The following is a 20,568-nucleotide window of genomic DNA, read 5'->3' on the forward strand; positions in this document are numbered from 1 at the left end:
GATCGATCCACCCTAACAGACCATGTATTGCGTCTAATCTTCAAGAACAATAACGATTTATCTATAGTTAAAAGAATTAAGAATATCTTAATTTTGTATTCTAAATAACCATTGTATAGGGGATGATACAATAAGCTGAGCTATTACTCTATACCTATAGAAATAATCCTATAGTATGGGATTGTAGCAGCCTAACTATCAGGTTGAATTGTATGGATTGGTCATTACAATCGCTAGATCGAAATAACGCCAGTGCTTCACAATCGGAGGAGTTGACGATCGTCGAAACGGTTGATTTGACGAATTGCGATCGCGAACCGATTCAGATTCCTGGTTCTATCCAGCCTCACGGTGTACTTTTTGTCCTACAAGAACCTGACTTAATCGTTGTACAAGTTAGTAAGAATGTTTCCGATATCATTCAAGTTTCAGCTCAAGAATTACTAGATAAACCATTAAATAATCTACTTAATTTAAAGCATATTAATTCGATAAAACAATGTTTATCGCAGGAATTTGATAGTGTAAATCCCTTAAAAATAGCCATAAAATCTCAAAACAAAACTCTAGTTTTTGATGGAATTATTCATCGCAATATAGATAACTTACTGGTTCTAGAAATAGAATCAAGAAGAACGAATAAAAGTAGAGACTTTTTTGATTTTTATCATTTAGTCAAAAACCCGATCGATCGGATGCAAAAGGTAGATACTTTAGCAGAGATGTGCCAAATTGCTGTGAAAGAAGTCAGAAAACTGACGAACTTCGATCGCGTCATGGTTTATCGCTTTAATTCTGAAGGTGCTGGCACGGTTATAGCGGAAGATAAACGCGAAGATTTGACTTCTTATCTTGGCTTAAACTATCCTGCTTCCGATATTCCTAAGCAAGCCAAGCATCTTTATACCTTAAATCTCCTCCGACTCGTTCCCGATGTCAATTACGAACCTGTAGAAATTATTTCTACCGATTCAGATAACAATAAGACTTTGGATTTGAGTCTTAGTATTTTACGTAGCGTTTCTCCGATCCATATTGAGTATTTAAAAAATATGGGAGTCGGCGCTTCTATGTCCATTTCTTTGGTGAAAAATAAAAAATTATGGGGATTGATTGCCTGCCATCATTCCGCAGCTAATTATCTCACTTGTGAAGTCCGTACTGCTTGCGAGTTTTTGGGTCAAGTCATGTCTTTGGAACTGGCTACCAAAGAAGATAATGAAGGCATGGACTACAAGATTAAACTCAATTCAATATTATCAAAATTTGTTGAAATTATTCCTCAAGACGAAAATTTTGTTGAGAGTTTACTCCAAAATCGAATCAATTTATTAGAGTTGACTGCTAGCGAGGGAGCTGCTATTTGTGCAGACAGTCAGGTATGGCTAGTTGGTAAAACACCCAGTGAAACAGAAATTCAAGAATTAATTCAATGGCTTGAACCTCAAATGCATAATGACGTATACTGCACGGACTCGCTGCCAAAAGTTTATCAACCAGCGACAAAATTTAAAGATAGTGCGAGTGGTTTGTTAGCAACGGCTATCTCCAAAAGTCAAAATGATTACATTCTTTGGTTTCGTCCTGAAGTGATTCAAACTGTGAATTGGGGTGGTAATCCTCATAAACCAGTTGAGATACAACAAGATGGAAGTTTACGCTTATCCCCGCGTCAATCTTTTGAATTGTGGCAAGAAACAGTAAAATTAAAATCTCTACCTTGGCAACAATGCGAAATTGATGTAGCAGTAGAACTGAGAAGTGCAATTGTAGGTATTGTGCTGCGTAAAGCAGCGGAATTAGCACGAATTAATAGTGAGTTAGAACGGACTAATAGCGAGCTTGATGCCTTTGCATATATTGCTTCCCACGATTTGAAAGAGCCGTTACGAGGAATTCATAACTACTCTAGCTTTCTGCTTGAAGATTATGCAGATATTCTGAATGAAGACGGCGCATTTAAACTGCAAACTTTGGTACGTTTGACGCAGCGAATGGAGGATTTGATTGAATCTCTACTTCACTTCTCGCGGTTAGGAAGGATAGAACTTTCGTTCCAGAAAACGAATTTGAATGAATTGGTTAGTAATGTCGTTGATGTACTAAATATTAGTTTGAAAGAAGAGAGAGCTAATATTCGCATTTCTCAGACTTTACCAATTGTTGAATGCGATCGCGTCCAAGTTAGTGAAGTTTTTAGCAATTTAATTGGCAATGCAATTAAATACAACAACAAAGAAGATAAATCTGTAGAAATCGGCTATTTAGAGTCTGAAAATAGCTCTAACGATAGCCAAATTAATTCCTTTGTTTTCTATGTTAGAGATAACGGTATTGGAATTAGAGAAAAGCATTTAGAGACTATTTTTCGCATATTTAAGCGATTACATGCACCGAATCGATATGGAGGTGGAACAGGCGCTGGTTTAACCATTGCCAAGAAAATTGTAGAGCGTCATGGCGGGAAAATTTGGGTGGAATCAACTTATGGAGAAGGTAGTACGTTTTATTTTACATTGCACGGTTAATACTACGTATTTCAGTTATCAGTTATTAGCTTCCAGTGACAAATGACAAAAATGGTACGAAATAATGGTCACTTCTTTCAAATTAGCAACTCAAGTTGAACGTATGACTAGTAGATCGACCCAACCATTGCTGTTAATTGAAGATAGCGATGAAGATTTTGAAGCTTTCGGGCGGATAATGCGGCAGTTATCCGTTATCAATCCTATTCATCGCTGTATTGATGGTGACGATGCATTAGACTATTTATATCATGATGGCGAGTACGCCGATCTAGAGCGAGTACTTCGTCCAGCAATTATCGTCCTTGATTTAAATCTACCAGGTACAGATGGACGGGAAGTACTGGAACAGATCAAGCAAGACGAGGAGTTAAAAATAATTCCTATTGTAGTATTTACAACATCTTCCAATCCAAAAGACGTGGAGGTTTGTTATCGCTATGGCGTGAATGGCTACATCATTAAACCAATGGATGTGAAAAAATTAATGCATACGATTCAAATTCTCATTCAATATTGGTTTGAAGTCGTGATTCTACCTCATAGGAGGAGGTATTGATGAGTTTTGAGAGAACAGTGCTCATCGTTGATGATTCTCCTGAAGATCGAGAAACATACCGTCGCTTCTTACTTACTGACGATCGCTACCAGTACATATTTTTAGAAACAGATTATGGTGAGAATGGACTAGAAGTATGCAAACTAGTACAGCCAGATGCTATTTTGTTAGACTTTCACCTCCCTGATATTGACGGTATTGAGTTTTTATGCGAGTTAAAAACTCAATTTGGTAAAATGCAATTACCTGTAATTATGCTGACGGGACGAGGAAATGAAGATGTTGCCGTGCAAGCAATGAAAAGTGGTGCGGCTGACTATTTGGTAAAAGGAAAAACCACGTCAGAAAATCTTCGTTTAGCAATTCATAATATTTTAGAACGCGATCGCCTACAACAGCAATTAGAACAAAGCGAAGACAGATTTCGCACTTCAATTGAAAACATGCTCGATTGCTTTGGCATCTACAAATGCTTGCGTGATGAATCGGGTAAAATTGTAGATTTTATTGTCGAGTACGTGAATGCGGCAGCTTGTACTAATAACCGCATGACAGCAGCAGAACAAATTGGTAAAAAACTCTGTGAAATTTTGCCTTTTCATCGAGAGACTGGATTATTTAATGAATATTGTCGGGTGGTAGAGACAGGCGCACCTCTGACAAAAGAAGACTTAATTTACTCAGATAGATTTAACCAAGAATATTTAACCAGAGCCTTTGATATCCGAGCAAATAAATTGGGCGATGGTTTTGTGGCTTCCTGGCGAGATATCACCGATCGCAAACGCTCTGAAGAACGTTTGCGATTACTAGAATCTGTCGTTGTCAATGCTAACGATGCCGTCATCATAACCGCGATCGCTCCTTTAGAGGAGCCAGGACCGCGAATCGTATATGTGAATCAAGCATTCACTGACTTAACTGGCTATACCTGTGAAGAAGTTGTAGGCAGATCGCCGCGTTTTCTCCAAGGTGCTAAAACCGATAAAGCAGCACTCAAGCGTATTCGGGATGCCTTACAAGCCAAAAAGCCAGTACAAGAAGAACTGATCAATTATTGTAAGGATGGCTCGGAATTTTGGGTAGAGATTAGCATTACACCCATAGCGGATGCCGCAGGGCAGTACACTCATTTTGTCGCCATTCAACGCAACATAAGCGATCGCAAGCAAGCAGAAATGATATTGCGAGAGACTCGGCATTTGATCGAGCAAATTGCCGTGACTATCCCTGACATTTTATATATTCACGATTTAAAAGAGCGGCGAAATGTCTATATAAATCGACAAGTTACTGAAGTGCTTGGGTATACGCCAGAAGCAATTTGCCAACTCGGAACGGTGGGATTGCAAAGCCTGATGCACCCTGAAGATCTTGCTTTATTGCCCGCACACTTACGAAGATTCGATGGAGTTGGAGATCGTGAAGTTCTGGAATTCGAGTACCGAATGCAGCACGCTAACGGTGAATGGCGGTGGCTGTGCAGCCGAGAAAGCGTGTTTACCAGAAACAGCGATGGTTCGGTTCAGCAAATTCTCGGTACGGCTCAAGACGTTACCGCACGCAAGCAGGTAGAGATAGAACTACGTCGCAGTCAAGAACGTATCCAACGCACGCTAGAAACATCTCAAATTGGCATTGGCTTTGGTTCATCTAATGGTGATGTTTTAGAGATGAACGATACGCTGTTGTCGATCCTGGGTTATACCCGCGACGAGTTTCGCAATTCTAAACTGAGTTGGCGGGATATGAGTCCGCCAGAGTATGCCGAGATAGATCGGCAGGCAATGGAGCAGCTAGAATTGACTGGCAGCATCAAAGCAATAGAGAAAGAAGTTATTCGCAAAGATGGGACGCGCCTACCAATTTTAATTAGTGCTACGCGCTTGCAAGGTGAGGTAGAAGAACATATTGCCTTTATCGTAGATCTCAGCGATCGCAAACGAGCCGAGATTGCCCTGCGCAACAGTGAAGAACGATTGCGGCTGGCTTTTGCCGCAACTCAGATGGGAAGTTGGGATTGGGACATTTCAACTGGTAGCATCACTTGGTCTGACAACATGGAAGCCATGTTTGGCTTAACTCCAGGGGAGTTTGACGGTTCTTACGAAATGTTTGAATCGCGACTGCACCCAGAAGATCGAGATCGCGTGCTAGAGGCAATTGACAGCGCCGTCAATACGGGAGCAGACTACAACATCGAATTTCGAGTTGTTTTTCCTAATGGTACAGTTCGTTGGGCGCAGAGCAAAGGACAGGTTTTCTACGATCGAACGGGTAAAGCCGTCCGTATGACAGGAGTTGATTTAGATATTACCGATTGCAAACACAGCGAAGTAGAAAACGCTCGTATGCTGGAACTAGCTCAGCAAGCACAGAGAGAAGCTGAAGCTGCTAACCGTGCTAAAGATGAGTTTGTGGCAATGGTATCTCACGATTTGCGCTCTCCCCTGAATGCGATTCTGGGTTGGGCAAAACTGCTGAGGACTCGTCAGGTGAATGCTGAAACCACTGCCCGCGCCTTAGACGCGATCGAACGTAATGCTCAATCTCAAGCAAAATTGCTCGAAGATCTGTTAGACGTGTCGCGCATGATTCGCGGCAAACTAGAACTCCAAGAGAGTCAGTTCGATTTAGTTTCCCTTGTAGAAGAGTCGGTTGAAACTACTTTTCTTGCTGCTAGCGCCAAGCAGATTCATTTAGAATTCCGAATTCCGAATTCCGAATTCCGAATTCCAATCTCTGGCGATCGCGATCGCTTGCAACAAGTCTTGGGTAACTTACTCTCAAACGCAATTAAATTTACTCCCGAAGGTGGCAAAATTGAAGTTCAGTTATCGTTATTAATTAGTAGTCACAACCACCAATTACCAACTACCAATTACCAATTATCAACTACCAACTACGCCCAAATTCAAGTGATCGATACGGGCAATGGTATCAGTCCTGAGTTTTTGCCCCACGTCTTCGATCGCTTCCGTCAAGCCCAGAGTCCTAATAAGCAAGGAGGATTGGGACTGGGATTGGCGATCGCCCGTCACATCGTAGAATTGCATGGTGGTACAATTCACGCTGCCAGTCTTGGCGTGGGACAAGGAGCAACGTTTACGATCCAGTTGCCATTAATGCCTCCAAAGTAGGGCGATCGCACATTGCAGACTGCGCCCCTGGTTTGGTTGCAGCTAAAGCGCCCGCCGCTGCACCCCATACTACTGCTTGTCTCAAGGGTAGTCCTTCTACTAGTGCCGCAGCTAAACCACCGTTGAAGGCATCTCCTGCGGCTACCGTATCTACAGCCGTGACGGAGAAGGCGGGAGTAAAAAATGTTTCTGCTTGAGTCGCACAGATGACACCCTTAGCACCAAGTTTGACGATCGCGTTACCCACACCTTTTTGCAATAAAGCCCGTGCTGCTTCGGTTGCAGTTTCTCGTCCATCTACAGTAAAGCCAACTAATCGCCCTGCTTCTGTTTCGTTTGGGGTGATGATATCGATCAAGGGATAAAGTTCGTCTGGTAAATTTTGGGCTGGTGCAGGATCGAGAATGACTTGAATTCCGGCTGCTTTTGCAACTTGGGCGGCTGTAATAACGGCGCTGAGGGGAATTTCTAGTTGGAGGAGTAGGATCGATCCCCCCAACCCCCCTTGGGAAGGGGGGCTAATAGATTTTTCTAACTCCCCTTGGGAAGGGGGACGAGATCCCCCCAACCCCCCTTGGGAAGGGGGGCTATTTGTTCCCTTCCTTTGGGAAGGGGGGCGAGAAAGGATCTTTAATACACTCTGGAGACGTTCTACATCTGTCTCATCGACTCGTCCATTTGCCCCAGGAGTTATGATAATTTGGTTTTCACCATTGTCATCAACCGCGATCGCAGCGACTCCAGAACTGATACTTTCATCCACCAATACATTTTCAGTTCGTACTCCCGCCGCTTGCAGACTTGCTAATAATTCCCGACCGAAATTATCTCCGCCAACACGCCCTACCATGTATGAGGGAACGCCCAATTTGGCGATCGCAACTGCTTGATTTGCGCCTTTTCCCCCTGGCGCGGTGACAAAACTATGTCCCGTCAGAGTTTCTCCAGGTAAAGGTAATCTGGGTGTTTTACTAACTAGATCGATATTGATACTACCGAATACGATAATAGAGTTCATATTACGTCTCAATCGAAGAAAATAGCTTTTTTACAGATAATAATGCCAGAAGCCTCTCCTAGAGAAATTCAAGTTTATGCAACTCCAGATGGGAAATATCCTTTCATAGAATGGTTAGAGTCTCTACGAGACAGTAACGCTAGAGCTAAAATTAAAGCAAGGCTCGATCGCGTTGAAACTGCTAATCTTGGGGACTATAAAGCAGTTGGGAAAGGCGTGTGTGAGTTGAAAATAGATTATGGTTCTGGTTATAGAGTTTATTTTGGACAAGTAGGAACGACGTTGATTCTACTTTTATGTGAAGGAGATAAGAGTACTCAAGAAAAAGACATCCCCCAAGCTATTCAATATTGGACAGACTATGGAAACAGATAAAATGCTGAAAAATATTAGCTACCACAGTTACCTAATTGAGTCTTTAAAAGAACCATCTGAGGCTAGTGCCTACTTCAAAGCTGTTTTAGCAGAAGGAAGTGTAGAACTGCTTCAAAAAGCCATAGACAATCTAATTGAAGCAGGCTATAACAATTTAGCGATCGCTTTGGATTTACAACAGTTAAATAACTCCACTCTGTTGTCAGCAATGACTACCAAAGTAGAAACAAAAAACTTATTTCAAACAGCCGATCTTGAATTGAAACAACGAGTTTAATCGAATCCGATAACGACTCCCTACTCCTGTACGGGCAAGTTTATCCGAAATATCTGTCAGTATCAACCCCTTGATAAACCCGCCCCTACGATTCCCTCTTTTACAAAATTTACGCTTACAAAATTTGCGATAAAAACTTGCGCGTCCGTTCTTCTTTGGGGTTTTGAAAAAATTCTTGGGGTGGGGCTTGTTCGACTAACATTCCACCATCCATTAAAACGATGCGATCGGCAACTTCGCGGGCAAACCCAACTTCGTGCGTCACGACTACCATTGTCATCCCCGATCGCGCTAGACTCCTCATCACATCTAACACTTCCCGTACCATTTCTGGATCGAGGGCTGATGTAGGTTCGTCAAATAACATAATTTTAGGCTGCATTGCTAATGCCCGGGCGATCGCTACCCGTTGTTGTTGTCCGCCAGAAAGTTGTCCTGGGTACTTTTGCGCTTGTTCTAAAATTCCTACCCTTTCCAACAGTTGCATGGCGACTTCTTCCGCTTTTTGCTTTTTCCAGCGGCGTACCCAAATCGGCGAAAGAGTTACGTTTTGTAGTACGGTAAGGTGAGGAAACAAATTAAATTGCTGAAACACCATTCCCACTTCTTTACGAATTGCATCTATGTTACGCAAATCGTGAGTTAGGGCAATTCCATCGACTTCAATTCGCCCTTGTTGGTAATCTTCTAAAGCATTAAACGTGCGAATAAACGTAGATTTACCCGAACCAGAGGGACCCATCACCACCACCACCTCCCCCCGATTCACGGTAAGGCTAACCCCACGCAGGACGTAAAATTTATTGCTGCTATACCACTTATGGACGTTCTCAGCAATAATCATTGGTTGTGAATTGTCATTTGTCATTGGTAGTTGGTAATTGATAGTTGGTAATTGGTAGTTGGTAGTTGGTAATTTTTGACTTTCAGCTTTTGACTTTTGACTTTACCCATTACCCATTACCTGTTAGTTACTAACATTTAATTTCCGTTCTAAATAGCGACTTGCAGTAGACATTCCATAACAAAAGAGCCAGTAGAGTAAGCCAATGAATAAATAAACTTCGGCATAACGTCCGAGAAATTGGGGTTGTGCCAAAATCGAGCGAGAGATTCCGGTTAATTCTAGTAAACCAAATAGAGCTAGTAGAGATGTATCTTTAAATAAACCAATAAATTGACCGACGATCGCGGGAATTACGGCTTTAAGTGCCTGGGGTAATACGATCAGTAACACAACTAAAGGCGAACTTAAACCCAAGGCTTTAGCGGCTTCGTATTGTCCTCTAGGTATAGCTTGTAATCCACCACGGATATTTTCTGCTAAATACGCTGCACTAAATAATACTAGTCCAGCGATCGCCCGTAGTACGCGATCTAAATTGCGGAAGTTAGGCGGGAGAAATAACGGTAACATTACCTGGGCTAAGAATAAAATGCCAATTAATGGCAACCCGCGCACGACTTCAATGTAGAGGATCGATAAGATCCGGACTATAGGTAATGGACTTTGGCGACCGAGGGCGAGTAAAACGCCAAAGGGAAACGACAGTACGATCCCGCAAATTGCTGTGAGTAGGGTTAGTAATAGCCCCGACCATACATTTGTTGGGACTGAAGCTAAACCTAAACCACCTCCAATTAACCAAACATTGACGATAAATACTAATCCCCAAGCTGGTGTTAGCCAAGGGCTAATACTAGTAGGTAATTTGCGTCCAACTGCGTAGCCAACTATAGCAATAATGGCGATCGCTAATATCCATAGACGCGCACTCAGTTCTAAAGGTAGCAGTACAATAGCTGCAATCATTACCCCTAAAACAAATAAAATTGTCCGGCTAAATATGGGAGAATTTCTAACAATATAACCCCAACAAAGCCCTGCTAAACCGATAATCAGTCCCAGCGCCGTCCACACCCGCCAATACAATTCCGGAGGAAATCGACCGACAAAAAAGAGCCGCAAGTTTGCACCCACGACCCCCCACTGTGCTGCGGTTAATGCCCAACTAATAAAGTTACTCAGTCCCCAAATAATGACTGCTAAGCAAACAATTGTCAGAATACTGTTGTACCAAGTACTGAACAAATTTTTCTGTACCCAGTTCAGGGGAGATGTGGGTGGGGTAGGAGGCGCAGACGATTGGATTTGCAAGGGTCTATCTCTCCTTAATTTGCACAGTGCGGTTGTATAAATTCATGATGAGAGAGATGGTTAAGCTTGTAGTTAGATAGGTAATCATAATTAGCAACATCACTTCCACAGCCCGTCCCGTCTGATTAAACGTGGTGGAAGCAACAAAATAAACATCGGGAAAACCAACTGCGATCGCCAAACTGGAGTTTTTCGCTAAGTTGAGGTAGTGACTCGTCAAGGGTGGTATAATTACGCGCAATGCTTGCGGTAAAATCACCATTTGCATGATCCGATTCGGCTTCAGTCCCAAAGCACGAGCTGCTTCCCATTGCCCTTTTGGTACGGCTAGAATCCCCGCCCGCACAATTTCAGCAATATAACTACTCGTATAAATCACCAGTCCAGCAAGGAGGGCGCAAAACTCTGGCGACAGACGCAATCCACCCTCAATCTGTCCCTGCGTAACTTGCGGAATACTCAACTGAAAGGGAATATTGCGGGTCAAGACAAAAGCGATAACGATAGCCCCTAAAATCGAACCCAAAGCATACCAAATTTGATGTCCTGCCTGTCCTCGTTCTACCATGACGCGCCCCCGCCAGCGCCACAAGGCGATCGCCCCAACAATTCCCGCCAGCAGTAACACCAACCAAATGCCTCCCCCCGCCCCAATTTCCAGCCACGGAAAAAACACGCCTTGTCCCGTCAGGTAAGTAGAACCAAGAAGAGTAATAGGATTTTCAATTCCTGGTAGGTTGATAAAAACGGCAAAGTACCAAAAAAATAGTTGCAATAGTAGAGGTACATTGCGGAAGATTTCTACATAAGAAATAGCAATACGTCGTACCAACCAGTTATCTGAAAGTTGGGCAATACCAAAGACCAATCCAAAAATAGTAGCTAAAACTAGACCGATTGCTACCACACGCAATGAATTAAGCAATCCGACAAATATTGCCCGACTATAGCTATTAGACGGATCGTAGGGAATGATGCTTTCGCCAATATCAAAGGAGGCTTGCACTCCCAAAAAATCAAATCCTAACTGAATGCCTAATTGCCGCAGATTATAAGTGAGATTATCCCAAATCAGAGCAACAAAAATTACCACCAACAAAACCGCGATCGCCTGTCCGGCAATCTGCCAGAAGCGATCGTCTCGTAATAGTTTCTGCAACTTCATGTAGTGGTAATTGGTAATTGGTAAGTCAAAAGTCAAAAGTTACAAGTCAAAAACCAAAAGCCAGAAGTCAGACATCAAAAGTGATTGCTCCCTGCTCCCTGACAAATGTTACCTGAACGGTGGAGCGTAGTGTAAACCACCTTTCTCCCAGATATCGTTCTGACCGCGTGGTAAATTGAATGGCGTGCCAGGTCCGAGATTACGGTTGTAAATCTCGCCGTAGTTGCCGACTTTCCTCACTGCACGGGCAACAAAATCATTCGGTAAACCCGCACCTTGACCTAAATTCCCTTCCGTGCCTAGCAATCTTTTGACAACTGGGTCTTGGCTTTTGGCGAATTGGTCGATGTTTTGAGAATTAATCCCCAGTTCTTCGGCTTCAATTAAGCCAAAGACCGTCCACTTAACCGCATCAAACCAGCGGGAGTCTCCGTTTTTCACGGCTGGTGTTAGTGGTTCTTTGGATAAAAGCGCATCTAGAATAATATTATCTTGCGGATTTTTCAGCGTTGTTCGACGGGATACCAATCCAGAGCGATCGGTACTCACAGCCTGACACCGACCTTGTTCGTATGCTGCGTAAACGGCATTAGCATCTTCAAATACTAGGGGCGTGTATTTCACTCCAATTTTGCGCATTTGGTCGGCAAAGTTTTGCTCGGTAGTGGTTCCCGTCTCCATGCAAACAGCTTTGCCTTGCAAACCCTTCAAGTCTTTTGTCCCAGCAGATTTCTTCACCATTACGCCCTGACCGTCATAAAACGTCACGGGAAGAAACTCCAGCCCTACCGAAGTATCGCGACTCATCGTCCAAGTCGTATTGCGACTGAGAATATCGACTTCTCCTGCTTGCAGGGCAGTGAATCTCTCTTTTGCGTTCAGATTGCGGAAATCGACAGCATTCGGATCGTCAAATAAAGCCGCTGCGATCGCCCGACAGATATCCACATCGAGTCCAGAATACTTACCTGCTTGGTCTACGTAGCTAAACCCTGGTAAAGTACCACTGACACCGCACGCTAGCCTACCGCGAGACTTAGCTGCATCTAATGTACCCCCTCCTCCCCCTGCGGCTGGGCTACTTCCTGTTTGAGCGGTTCCCTGTGGCTGTGGTGACTGGGAATAAAATTGGCTGCAAGCAGTTAAAGGAGTTGCTACCAGCGCAACACCCACTAGCAGTACACTCCTTTTGAACATAAATAGATTTGTCCTACTCTTCTCTGTTTTTTTACGATGCACGCTCATACTAAGTGGTATCAATTGCCACAAAAGCGAGTGTTTCTCTGTAAATTTGATTAGTTAAACTTTACCGCAAACAGACGTAAGAAGTGAGAGATCGGAGGTAAGTTGATGCATACACACTTGTAGGGGCGCACAGCTGTGCGCCCCAATAAATTAGGCATAATATGGAGGAAATTACACGTCGCTAATTCTGATACGAACGACCGCGCCTATAAAGAGTTACTCCTAGAGCAATTCCAGGAATAGTCAAAACTGCTACCCAAGGAGAACGCCACCAATCAATTGATTGCGTCGTGTAGCTGTTCCGATATCTGCTGCAAGGATAAGATTGAGCTGGATCGACAGAAGAAAATAAAACTCCACCCGCGATCGCAGTCGTGGATAAGATAGTCGCCAACGATAATTTTGCTGCTTTCATTGTGCTTAACTTCCCTAGCTTTTATCAGTTCAACTCAAGTAGCTTGAGAAAAGCATGAATTTTTATAAATTGTAATCTAGAACTTGTAATTTAGAACTTGTAATTTCTACCCTGAAGCCGAGTTCGGCGCTGATGGCGCAAATCGTTATCTACTCTAGCAATCAATTCATCCAGTGCCAAAGTTACAAGTTCGAGTTGTCGATTACTGTCACGTAATTGTTCGACGGTACGCTTAACTTTGTCTGGATCGGGAATTTTTTTAGGTTTACTCATGTAGGTCAAAGTCCCTCTTAGCTTCTCTAATACTTGCAATTGAAGCATCGCGGGCAGCTTGGGCTTGCTCGATGGTTTGATACAGTAAATTTACCACATCTGTAGGAGCAGTCGGTTGATATTCGGAAATTCTAGGTAAGAGCGCACTCAGACGAGAATAAGGAGCTAGTAGGCGTTCTCTCACATTCAGGAGTTGTTCTAATACTGGAAGCGTTTCTTCTGTTTCACCAAACTGTTCAAAGAGCCTTGATTCTGTTGCTGCTGCCTCATCCATCCCTTCCACTAACTGTCTTTGTAGAGTAAAAATGGTACCTAAAGTTTCATCTGAAAGCTTTGCCATCTGCGTATTTTTTCATCTTTAACTGTTTCATAAAATACACAGAAAGGTTGAGTTATAGCAAGAAGCCAGTATTATCTGACCCCATCAGATTGCCGAAAGCAATTTTCTTCAAAAACATTAAATTTATCTTGACCTCAGCCATGCCGCTCAGTTGCCTGCTACCCTAGATATTCGTGTTGTTGCGCTGAAGCTCTGCTAAAGTTCTGAAAAAGCGACGTTATCGACGGGTCAAACCGCGAAAATCTGGGCGTAGGGGTTGGTGTTGGCTGATGCTACTACTGCCTACCTTATTGTGGCTGGGATATCAGGAGGTGAAAAGCCAGTTAGAGCCATATCAAGCAATTCTCGTTCTCGGCGGTTCCGTCCAACGAGAGAAGTTCGCAATCGAATTTGCACAGAACAAGCCAGATTTACCAATTTGGGTTTCCGGTGGTAGTCCGAAAGAATACGCCCGTAATTTATTTACCCAAGCTGGTGTCGATCGCAGTCGTTTGCATTTAGACTACCAGGCAGTAGATACGGTCACAAACTTTACTACCTTAGTCGGCGAGTTTCAAAAGCGGGGCATCAAGAAGATCTACCTGATCACGTCTGATTATCATATGCGCCGTGCCGAAACAATCGGTCAAATTGTCTTAGGTAGTCGTGGGATTGATTTTACCCCAATTTCCGTTCCCTCGCAGCGATCGCCAGAACCCTACAACAAAACCATCCGCGACGGAGGTAGAGCTTTGCTTTGGGTACTGACAGGACGCACGGGTTCGACATTAACGAAAAGATAAGTCGGTACGGGAGTCGGAGGACAAGGGAGACAAGGGAGACAAGGGAGACAAGGGAGACAAGGGAGACAAGGGAGACAAGGGAGACAAGGGGCAGAGGAGCAAGAACTGTCAACCACCAACTACCCATTACCCATTACCCATTACCTCTCACCTCTTGATAGATGTGATTTTAGATTTGGCAGATTAAATTTGTCTTTGATTGCTAAGTTTATCTGTGGTGGCGATCGCATTTGTTAGCCAACTACTGTCTTTATGGGTATGATTACTGAGCCAAGCAGTACAAAATTATTATCTCGCACGGGCGATCGCTCTAAATTGGGTTTAGTTTGTATCACCGTTTCTAAAGCAGTCCGCTATCGTACCATGACGCGGACGCGCTACCTCAAGTTAAGTGCAGCAGAACGGGAAACTGCCTTACGAGAGCTTTATTTGAGCAATTTAACTCGCTTGAATGCGGCAATATCTTTTTGTCAAGCAAACCAAATCTTCCTCTATCGAATGCCTTCGGGTTTATTTCCCCTAAGTGACATGGAAGACGGCATCGGACAAACCATCTTAGCAGAAATGGCTGCTGATTTAGCAGCAGTGGGAAGGCGATCGCAACAACTGGGCATCCGCATGGTACTCCATCCCGATCAATTTGTGGTATTAAGTTCTGACTCGCCACAAGTCGTGGAAAACAGTATCAAAATTTTGACACAACATGCCCAAATTATGGACTTGCTCAGTTTACCGCGCTCGGCTTGGGCGTGCATGAATATTCACGGAGGCAAAGCTCAGAGAACGTCGCAATTGGTGCAAGTTGTCAATCGCCTTCCAGAAGCAATTAAAAGCCGCCTCACTTTTGAAAATGACGAATATGCCTACAGTGCTGAGGAAATCTTAGCTGTTTGTCAGCAGGCAAAAGTCCCAATGGTTTTTGACGCTCACCATCACATCTGTCATGAGAAACTAGAAAGCTACGATCATCCCTCCGTAGCCGAGATGTTTTATGCTGCTAGATCGACGTGGAAAAATCCAGAGTGGCAACTCGTCCACATTTCTAACGGTGAAGCAGCTTTCAGTGATAGACAGCATAGCGAATTTATTACCGTCATGCCCAGTATCTACCGAGAAGCACCCTGGATTGAAATTGAAGCTAAGGCAAAAGAAGAGGCGATCGCGGCTTTGACTAACAGCAATTGGTGATACTATTTGCTGTTATCGCTCCTTAACTGCGATCGCATTCTTGGTGCGAGCAAAATTTGGTTGAAATGAATATGTCATCTGTGCAAAAAACTCAAATAGCATTTCGTCCAGTACGGCGCTTTCTCTGGCTGGAAAGATTAGTTGCTCTTGTGGTTTTACTGAATTTCTTCCTTGTCTTGTTCGATTTATCATATATTCCTTGGCGCGACTTTTATTTTGAAAAACTTCCTCAAATTGTTCAGCAGTACGATCCGATTAAAGGTATCGAACCCCATCGAGAAACAACCCGATATCTGGCTCAATTTCAACAAATCAAACAAGAAATTGAGCAGACGGGTATTCAGTCACCAGAAGTCGAGAATCTATTAGCTCAAATGCGGCAACTTAGCAATGAGTTAATCGAAGATAATCCTTTTGCGATCGCCCAGAAAACCGGACATTTAGAAAATATCAAAAATCAAGTCCGCGATCGCGTTCATATTAACTCAGCTCATCAAGCCTTCGATACTTTTTGGAGTCAGGCTTATCTCAATCGCGCAGGCTGGGAGCGAGAATTAGATTTCTTTACAACAAATCTTCAGCCACTCATAGAAACTAACTACTATCGTGGAATTAATACTCAAGGTAAATTCATCGATCGCTTTTGGTTAATTGACTTACCTTTTATCGCTTTTTTTGGCTTAGAAATTCTCATCCGTACTTTCATTATCAGCCGTCAAAGACCAGATTTAAATTGGCTAGAGGCACTGCTAAGGCGTTGGTACGATTTATTTCTCCTCTTACCATTTTGGCGCTGGCTGAGGGTAATTCCAGTAACGATACAGCTTTATCAAGCACAATTATTAAATCTCGAACCTGTTCGCAAGCAAATTAAATATGATTTCGTCACTAATTTCGCTGAAGAAATGACAGAAATTGTTGGCGTGCGGTTAATCGATCAAATGCAAGACTCTATCGAACGAGGTGATGCAGCTGAGTGGTTATTAAGAACGGGACGTTATCAACCCTATATCAATATTAATAACACTAATGAAGTGCAAGAAATTGCTAATCGCTTACTGCGAATGACAATTTATCAAGTTATTCCCAAAGTCCAAACTGAGATTGAATCATTACTCCACTACAGTATCGAAAATGCCATTAAGAAAACTCAAATGTACCAGCAAATACAGCATTTACCAGGTATGGACACTCTACCTCGTCAAGTTTCATCCAAATTAGCTAACGATATTTCCCAATCTACTTACACAACTTTGACCAATTTATTAGAAGATCCTATAGTTATAGAAAAATCGAGTCACTTAATTCAAAACTTTAGCATTGCCCTAGAAACAGAAGTCAAAAAACAACACAACTTGCAAGCACTCAAGTCATTATTTGTAGACTTACTCGAAGAAGTCAAAATTAATTACGTCAAAGATATTGCCCAAGGTGGAGTTGAAAGAAGTTGGGAAGAAGCAAATCAATTGCGCCGCATCATTCGCCAGTAGCAGTAAATCTTGAGAAAAATGTCACGCAAAGACGCAGAGACGCTAAGCACCCTTTGCGCCTTTGCGTCTTTGCGCGAGACAAATTTTAGAATAGAATTCCCAGCTACAATTAAGAAATGTTAAGAGAAGTTTGTCAGTTATGATGCAGAATACATCTGATGCGGGAGCGAGTGCCATAACTCAACTAACAGCAATTAATGCAGCTAAGGTGCTGACAGTTTTTTGCTTGGCAATTTGTGCAATCGTTTTTGGGATATCCGACTTACGCCAAGTTATTTATCTTTGTTTGCACGTTAGCTATTGTCTGTGGTGGTTGCTAGAACAGTGGTTCTTTCCTAACCGACGACAGATATTTAACGAACCCATAGGAGTAGGAGGTTTTAGCTTCACTTTGATATTTGTCGGAGTATTCTATACCTTACCTGGATATTTGGCATTTACCAACCCCGCACCTATTTCTGCACTCGCGATCGCGATCGCCATACCACTTTACATCTTCGGGACTCTAATTAATACCACTGCTGACGTACAAAAACTAACTGCTAAGCAATACGGGGCGGGTTTAGTGCAGGATGGAGTTTGGAGATTCTCTCGCAATATTAACTACTTCGGTGACTTGCTACGCTATCTCAGTTTCAGCGTTGTCGCAGGTTCTTTATGGGCTTATCTCGTACCAGGAACTATTACCCTCCTCTATCTCCAGCGCATCTCTCAAAGAGAACAAACCATGTCTGGCAAGTATAGCGAGTATGCAGCGTATCAAGAGTCTAGTAGCCGCTTGATTCCTTTTCTTTGGTGATTCAGGGCAGCATACCATATCCATTCTGAGAAGGCGTACAATCGTGCGCCCTCAAAGTGTACGCACATTAATAATGCGTACTCATAACGAGTATGATATACTTGATTTTCAGGAAATATCTTTTTACAGATGTAAACCCAAGCAGCATCTATTTAAGTTGCTATTTCACTATTACTATCACTACCGCGATCGCAATTTATGAACGTTGTTCTTGTCGGATTTCTTGCTAGCCTACTCGCTGGACTAGCAACTTTTGTTGGAGCTTTACCAATCTTACTACCAATCAATTTGACCCAGAGAATCCAGGGAATCATGTTGGGGTTTGGTGGTGGAGTTATGTTAGCAGCTACAGCTTTTTCTCTGATCGTTCCAGGTACAGAAGCAGCAGAAAAAATTGGTTATTCCAGAGCGATCGCTGCTCTAATTATGGTTGTAGGAATTTTGTTGGGTGGATTGTTCTTACAAGTTGCCCACCATGCTTTACCGCACGAACATTTTTTTAAAGGACGAGAAAATTGTCGAGGTAAAAGTCTTAAACAAATTTGGTTATTTATTACCGCGATTACAATTCATAACTTTCCTGAAGGATTGGCTGTAGGAGTCAATTTTGGGAGTGGAAATATCGAACAAGGGCTACCCGTTGCTTTAGGTATTGGCTTACAAAATATGCCCGAAGGTTTAGTAGTAGCTCTATCATTAATCTCAGAAAGATATTCTACTAGCTATGCTTTGGGAATTTCTCTGCTTACGGGTTTAGTAGAGCCTTTGGGCGGGTTAGTGGGTGCTGGCGTAGCAAGTATAGCTCAGTTTATTTTACCTTGGGCAATGGCGTTTGCAGCAGGAGCAATGCTATTCGTAATCAGCGACGATATTATCCCCGAATCGCACCGTAAAGGATTAGAAACCGAAGGAACTATCGGTGTCATGTTAGGTTTTGTGGTAATGATGTTTTTAGATATTGCTCTAGGGGGATAGTCAGTTATCAGTTATCAGTTATCAAAGAATGGAATTTGACTTTTGACTTTTGACTTTTGACTTTTGACTTAATCCTTTGATTCTAATTGTTTTATTTTCCGCTCTAATTCAAACTCGCGATCGCTGACAATTGTTTCTAAATTTGCAATGCGTTGCTCAAGTTGTTTTGGATCGCTATTTGCTAGCGATTGAGACTGCTTATCATCGCGCCAGACAAAGTACGTACCTGTGGCAGCTCCGGCGATCGCGGCTAGCGGTAAAATAGGACCACTCCTAGTTACGCTAGAAAGTGGAATGCAAATTGCTAGCATTCCCGTAGCGAAAGCCCAAATTTTTGAAGTTGCAGCAACGCGGATATCTTTACTCATTGCCTGCTTCCTGGACGGAGATTACTGACAAACTATTTAATTTTACTGTAGCAACAAACTTCAGTATCTTTGCTATAGCTTTGCAAAAATTTGACTGAGTTAGCCCGAACCACATGGCACTCGTCTGCGTTTATCTGCTGACACATGGCTGTATCTGAAATACAAATTTATACAGTAGAGATTCAATACTAATTGCTCTTAATACATTATTCATAGATTTGAATACTTAAACTTTAAGTAGATATACTACGGGAAAAACAGCGATCGCCTGGATATAATCGCGATTATCCATCTGTAAGATATCTGCAAAATAGTAGGTTCTACAGTTAACTAGGATATTTTTTTGCCACAGTTTTATTGCTAATCGAAAAAATATGCAAACTCATGTAAAATTAGCGACTCGTTCGCTGAATTTGTTATGTCTTTTTAGTTTATTGAGTACGGCTAATTTATCTCTGCTGATACCTATAGTTAATGCTCAAACTCCTATTCTGACTGAAAATAGCCAAACCCAAGCACCTCAACGCCAGCGAGTTGCTGTCCTAGATTTTGATTTTGCCGATACTGGCAGTGTTAATTTTGCAAATATCTTTGGTGGTGCTAGCCCAGCCCAAGGAGTGAGTAATTTGATTACAAATGCATTAGTTAAAGATGGTTCTTATAGTGTTATCGAGCGTAGTAAAATTGACGCTATTTTACAAGAACAAGACTTAGGTGCTTCGGGACGGATAAATCCAGAAACCGCTGCTCAAATTGGTAGGGTTTTGGGAGTTGATGCTGTCATAATCGGTGCGGTAACTCAATTTAATATTGAAGAAAATAATTCTGGTAACGGCTTTTGCGTTTTTGGAGTTTGTTCGGCGAAACAAAAAAGTCGGGCGATCGTGCAAATTGATGCTAGGCTCGTCAGCACGACGACCGCAGAAATTCTCGCTGCAACTCAAGGTAAAGGAGAAGTTGATAAAAAAAGCAAAGCTTTAAATGTGGGTGGTATTTATCACGAGTCGAAAAATGCCGATCCTGAAACTTTATTGAGTGCAGCCGCAGAACTTGCTGTGAGTGAAATTACGCGAGAAATTGTTGCCTCTGCTGCCAAAGTTACGACAGCAGCTTCGTTTACACCAAATGTTAATGCTGTAGTAGCTGATGTCACTAATAATTTAGTCACGATTAACAAAGGACAGGAAGCAGGTTTAAAAACCGGGATGAAAATCTCAATCGAGCGAGTAGCCAAAGAAATTAAAGATCCTGAAACTGGTAAGACTCTGCGCGCCTTAACTTCGCCAATTGGCACGATTGAATTAACAGAAGTCGGTCAGGGATTTGCCACTGGTAAAGTTACAAACGGTGTGGGCTTTAAACGAGGAGATATGGCAAAAGCCGGACAATAGAGAGGAATTAAGAATTCGATGTAGGGTGGGCATTGCCCACCTTATTTTATGGGTCATTATCAATGACAAATGACCAATACCT

General features: G+C 42.6%; 21 protein-coding genes. 12 read left to right on the forward strand and 9 right to left on the reverse strand.

What is annotated here, in order from left to right:
- The first annotated feature begins 212 nt into the window (after nucleotides 1-212).
- From CHRO_RS27130 to CHRO_RS30080, 3 genes are all read left to right on the forward strand, one after another.
- The gene (locus CHRO_RS27130) at nucleotides 213-2,528 is read left to right on the forward strand and encodes an ATP-binding protein (RefSeq protein ID WP_015157426.1); all 2,316 of its coding nucleotides are present in this window, start codon (nucleotides 213-215) and stop codon (nucleotides 2,526-2,528) included.
- A gap of 103 nt (nucleotides 2,529-2,631) precedes the next feature.
- Entirely contained in the window at nucleotides 2,632-3,087 is a 456-nt protein-coding gene (locus CHRO_RS27135; protein WP_041463579.1) for a response regulator, read from the forward strand.
- Nucleotides 3,087-6,227 (forward strand): PAS domain S-box protein, encoded by a 3,141-nt coding sequence (locus CHRO_RS30080; RefSeq protein WP_015157428.1) that lies wholly within the window; start codon nucleotides 3,087-3,089, stop codon nucleotides 6,225-6,227. The genes CHRO_RS27135 and CHRO_RS30080 overlap by 1 nt, the downstream gene beginning before the upstream one ends.
- Here CHRO_RS30080 and CHRO_RS30085 read toward each other — a convergent pair.
- A complete protein-coding gene (locus CHRO_RS30085; RefSeq protein ID WP_015157429.1) occupies nucleotides 6,193-7,245 on the reverse strand; it encodes a ribokinase in 1,053 nt (350 codons plus the stop codon). The two genes, CHRO_RS30080 and CHRO_RS30085, sit on opposite strands and share 35 nt — an antisense overlap.
- A gap of 42 nt (nucleotides 7,246-7,287) precedes the next feature.
- On the opposite strand from CHRO_RS30085, the gene CHRO_RS27155 reads away from it, so the two are divergent.
- Nucleotides 7,288-7,620, forward strand: a complete 333-nt coding sequence (locus CHRO_RS27155; RefSeq protein WP_015157430.1) for a type II toxin-antitoxin system RelE/ParE family toxin — start codon at nucleotides 7,288-7,290, stop codon at nucleotides 7,618-7,620.
- Nucleotides 7,607-7,897 carry a hypothetical protein gene (locus CHRO_RS30090; RefSeq protein ID WP_015157431.1) on the forward strand — a complete coding sequence of 97 codons (291 nt, stop codon included), beginning with the start codon at nucleotides 7,607-7,609 and terminating at the stop codon, nucleotides 7,895-7,897. The genes CHRO_RS27155 and CHRO_RS30090 overlap by 14 nt, the downstream gene beginning before the upstream one ends.
- A 115-nt stretch (nucleotides 7,898-8,012) precedes the next feature.
- On the opposite strand, the gene CHRO_RS27165 is transcribed toward CHRO_RS30090, so the two are convergent.
- From CHRO_RS27165 to CHRO_RS27195, 7 genes are all read right to left on the reverse strand, one after another.
- Nucleotides 8,013-8,765 carry an amino acid ABC transporter ATP-binding protein gene (locus CHRO_RS27165; RefSeq protein WP_015157432.1) on the reverse strand — a complete coding sequence of 251 codons (753 nt, stop codon included), beginning with the start codon at nucleotides 8,763-8,765 and terminating at the stop codon, nucleotides 8,013-8,015.
- 99 nt (nucleotides 8,766-8,864) lie between these two features.
- Nucleotides 8,865-10,055, reverse strand: a complete 1,191-nt coding sequence (locus CHRO_RS27170) for an amino acid ABC transporter permease (protein ID WP_015157433.1) — start codon at nucleotides 10,053-10,055, stop codon at nucleotides 8,865-8,867.
- A gap of 4 nt (nucleotides 10,056-10,059) precedes the next feature.
- Nucleotides 10,060-11,220, reverse strand: coding sequence for an amino acid ABC transporter permease (locus tag CHRO_RS27175; RefSeq protein WP_015157434.1), 1,161 nt, complete (start codon nucleotides 11,218-11,220; stop codon nucleotides 10,060-10,062).
- 108 nt (nucleotides 11,221-11,328) lie between these two features.
- Nucleotides 11,329-12,417: an amino acid ABC transporter substrate-binding protein gene (locus CHRO_RS27180; protein WP_041462661.1), complete on the reverse strand. Its 1,089-nt coding sequence runs from the start codon at nucleotides 12,415-12,417 to the stop codon at nucleotides 11,329-11,331.
- 229 nt (nucleotides 12,418-12,646) lie between these two features.
- Nucleotides 12,647-12,880 carry a hypothetical protein gene (locus CHRO_RS27185; protein ID WP_015157436.1) on the reverse strand — a complete coding sequence of 78 codons (234 nt, stop codon included), beginning with the start codon at nucleotides 12,878-12,880 and terminating at the stop codon, nucleotides 12,647-12,649.
- 90 nt (nucleotides 12,881-12,970) lie between these two features.
- Entirely contained in the window at nucleotides 12,971-13,153 is a 183-nt protein-coding gene (locus CHRO_RS27190) for a hypothetical protein (RefSeq protein WP_015157437.1), read from the reverse strand.
- On the reverse strand, nucleotides 13,146-13,493 hold the full coding sequence (locus CHRO_RS27195; protein WP_015157438.1) for a hypothetical protein: 348 nt from the start codon (nucleotides 13,491-13,493) through the stop codon (nucleotides 13,146-13,148). The genes CHRO_RS27190 and CHRO_RS27195 overlap by 8 nt, the downstream gene beginning before the upstream one ends.
- A 269-nt stretch (nucleotides 13,494-13,762) precedes the next feature.
- Here CHRO_RS27195 and CHRO_RS27200 point away from each other — a divergent pair, with 269 nt between their 5' ends.
- The 6 genes from CHRO_RS27200 (at nucleotide 13,763) to CHRO_RS27220 (ending at nucleotide 18,727) form a co-directional block, all read left to right on the forward strand.
- A complete protein-coding gene (locus CHRO_RS27200) occupies nucleotides 13,763-14,275 on the forward strand; it encodes a YdcF family protein (protein WP_015157439.1) in 513 nt (170 codons plus the stop codon).
- The gene (locus CHRO_RS33000; RefSeq protein WP_181824248.1) at nucleotides 14,230-14,433 is read left to right on the forward strand and encodes a hypothetical protein; all 204 of its coding nucleotides are present in this window, start codon (nucleotides 14,230-14,232) and stop codon (nucleotides 14,431-14,433) included. Before CHRO_RS27200 ends, CHRO_RS33000 begins: the two co-directional genes overlap by 46 nt.
- A gap of 100 nt (nucleotides 14,434-14,533) precedes the next feature.
- A complete protein-coding gene (gene uvsE, locus CHRO_RS27205; protein WP_051033384.1) occupies nucleotides 14,534-15,463 on the forward strand; it encodes a UV DNA damage repair endonuclease UvsE in 930 nt (309 codons plus the stop codon).
- 65 nt (nucleotides 15,464-15,528) lie between these two features.
- Entirely contained in the window at nucleotides 15,529-16,953 is a 1,425-nt protein-coding gene (locus CHRO_RS27210; RefSeq protein WP_219336045.1) for a hypothetical protein, read from the forward strand.
- A 142-nt stretch (nucleotides 16,954-17,095) separates the two neighbouring features.
- The gene (locus tag CHRO_RS27215; RefSeq protein WP_041463587.1) at nucleotides 17,096-17,752 is read left to right on the forward strand and encodes a DUF1295 domain-containing protein; all 657 of its coding nucleotides are present in this window, start codon (nucleotides 17,096-17,098) and stop codon (nucleotides 17,750-17,752) included.
- A gap of 198 nt (nucleotides 17,753-17,950) precedes the next feature.
- Nucleotides 17,951-18,727, forward strand: a complete 777-nt coding sequence (locus CHRO_RS27220; protein ID WP_015157443.1) for a ZIP family metal transporter — start codon at nucleotides 17,951-17,953, stop codon at nucleotides 18,725-18,727.
- 68 nt (nucleotides 18,728-18,795) lie between these two features.
- Here CHRO_RS27220 and CHRO_RS27225 read toward each other — a convergent pair whose 3' ends face one another.
- On the reverse strand, nucleotides 18,796-19,095 hold the full coding sequence (locus CHRO_RS27225; RefSeq protein WP_015157444.1) for a hypothetical protein: 300 nt from the start codon (nucleotides 19,093-19,095) through the stop codon (nucleotides 18,796-18,798).
- Between the two features lie 374 nt (nucleotides 19,096-19,469).
- Between CHRO_RS27225 and CHRO_RS27230 the strand changes: the two genes are divergently transcribed.
- On the forward strand, nucleotides 19,470-20,486 hold the full coding sequence (locus CHRO_RS27230) for a CsgG/HfaB family protein (RefSeq protein WP_015157445.1): 1,017 nt from the start codon (nucleotides 19,470-19,472) through the stop codon (nucleotides 20,484-20,486).
- The last annotated feature ends 82 nt before the right edge of the window (nucleotides 20,487-20,568 follow it).

It is taken from the genome of Chroococcidiopsis thermalis PCC 7203 (assembly GCF_000317125.1).
GTDB lineage: Bacteria > Cyanobacteriota > Cyanobacteriia > Cyanobacteriales > Chroococcidiopsidaceae > Chroococcidiopsis > Chroococcidiopsis thermalis.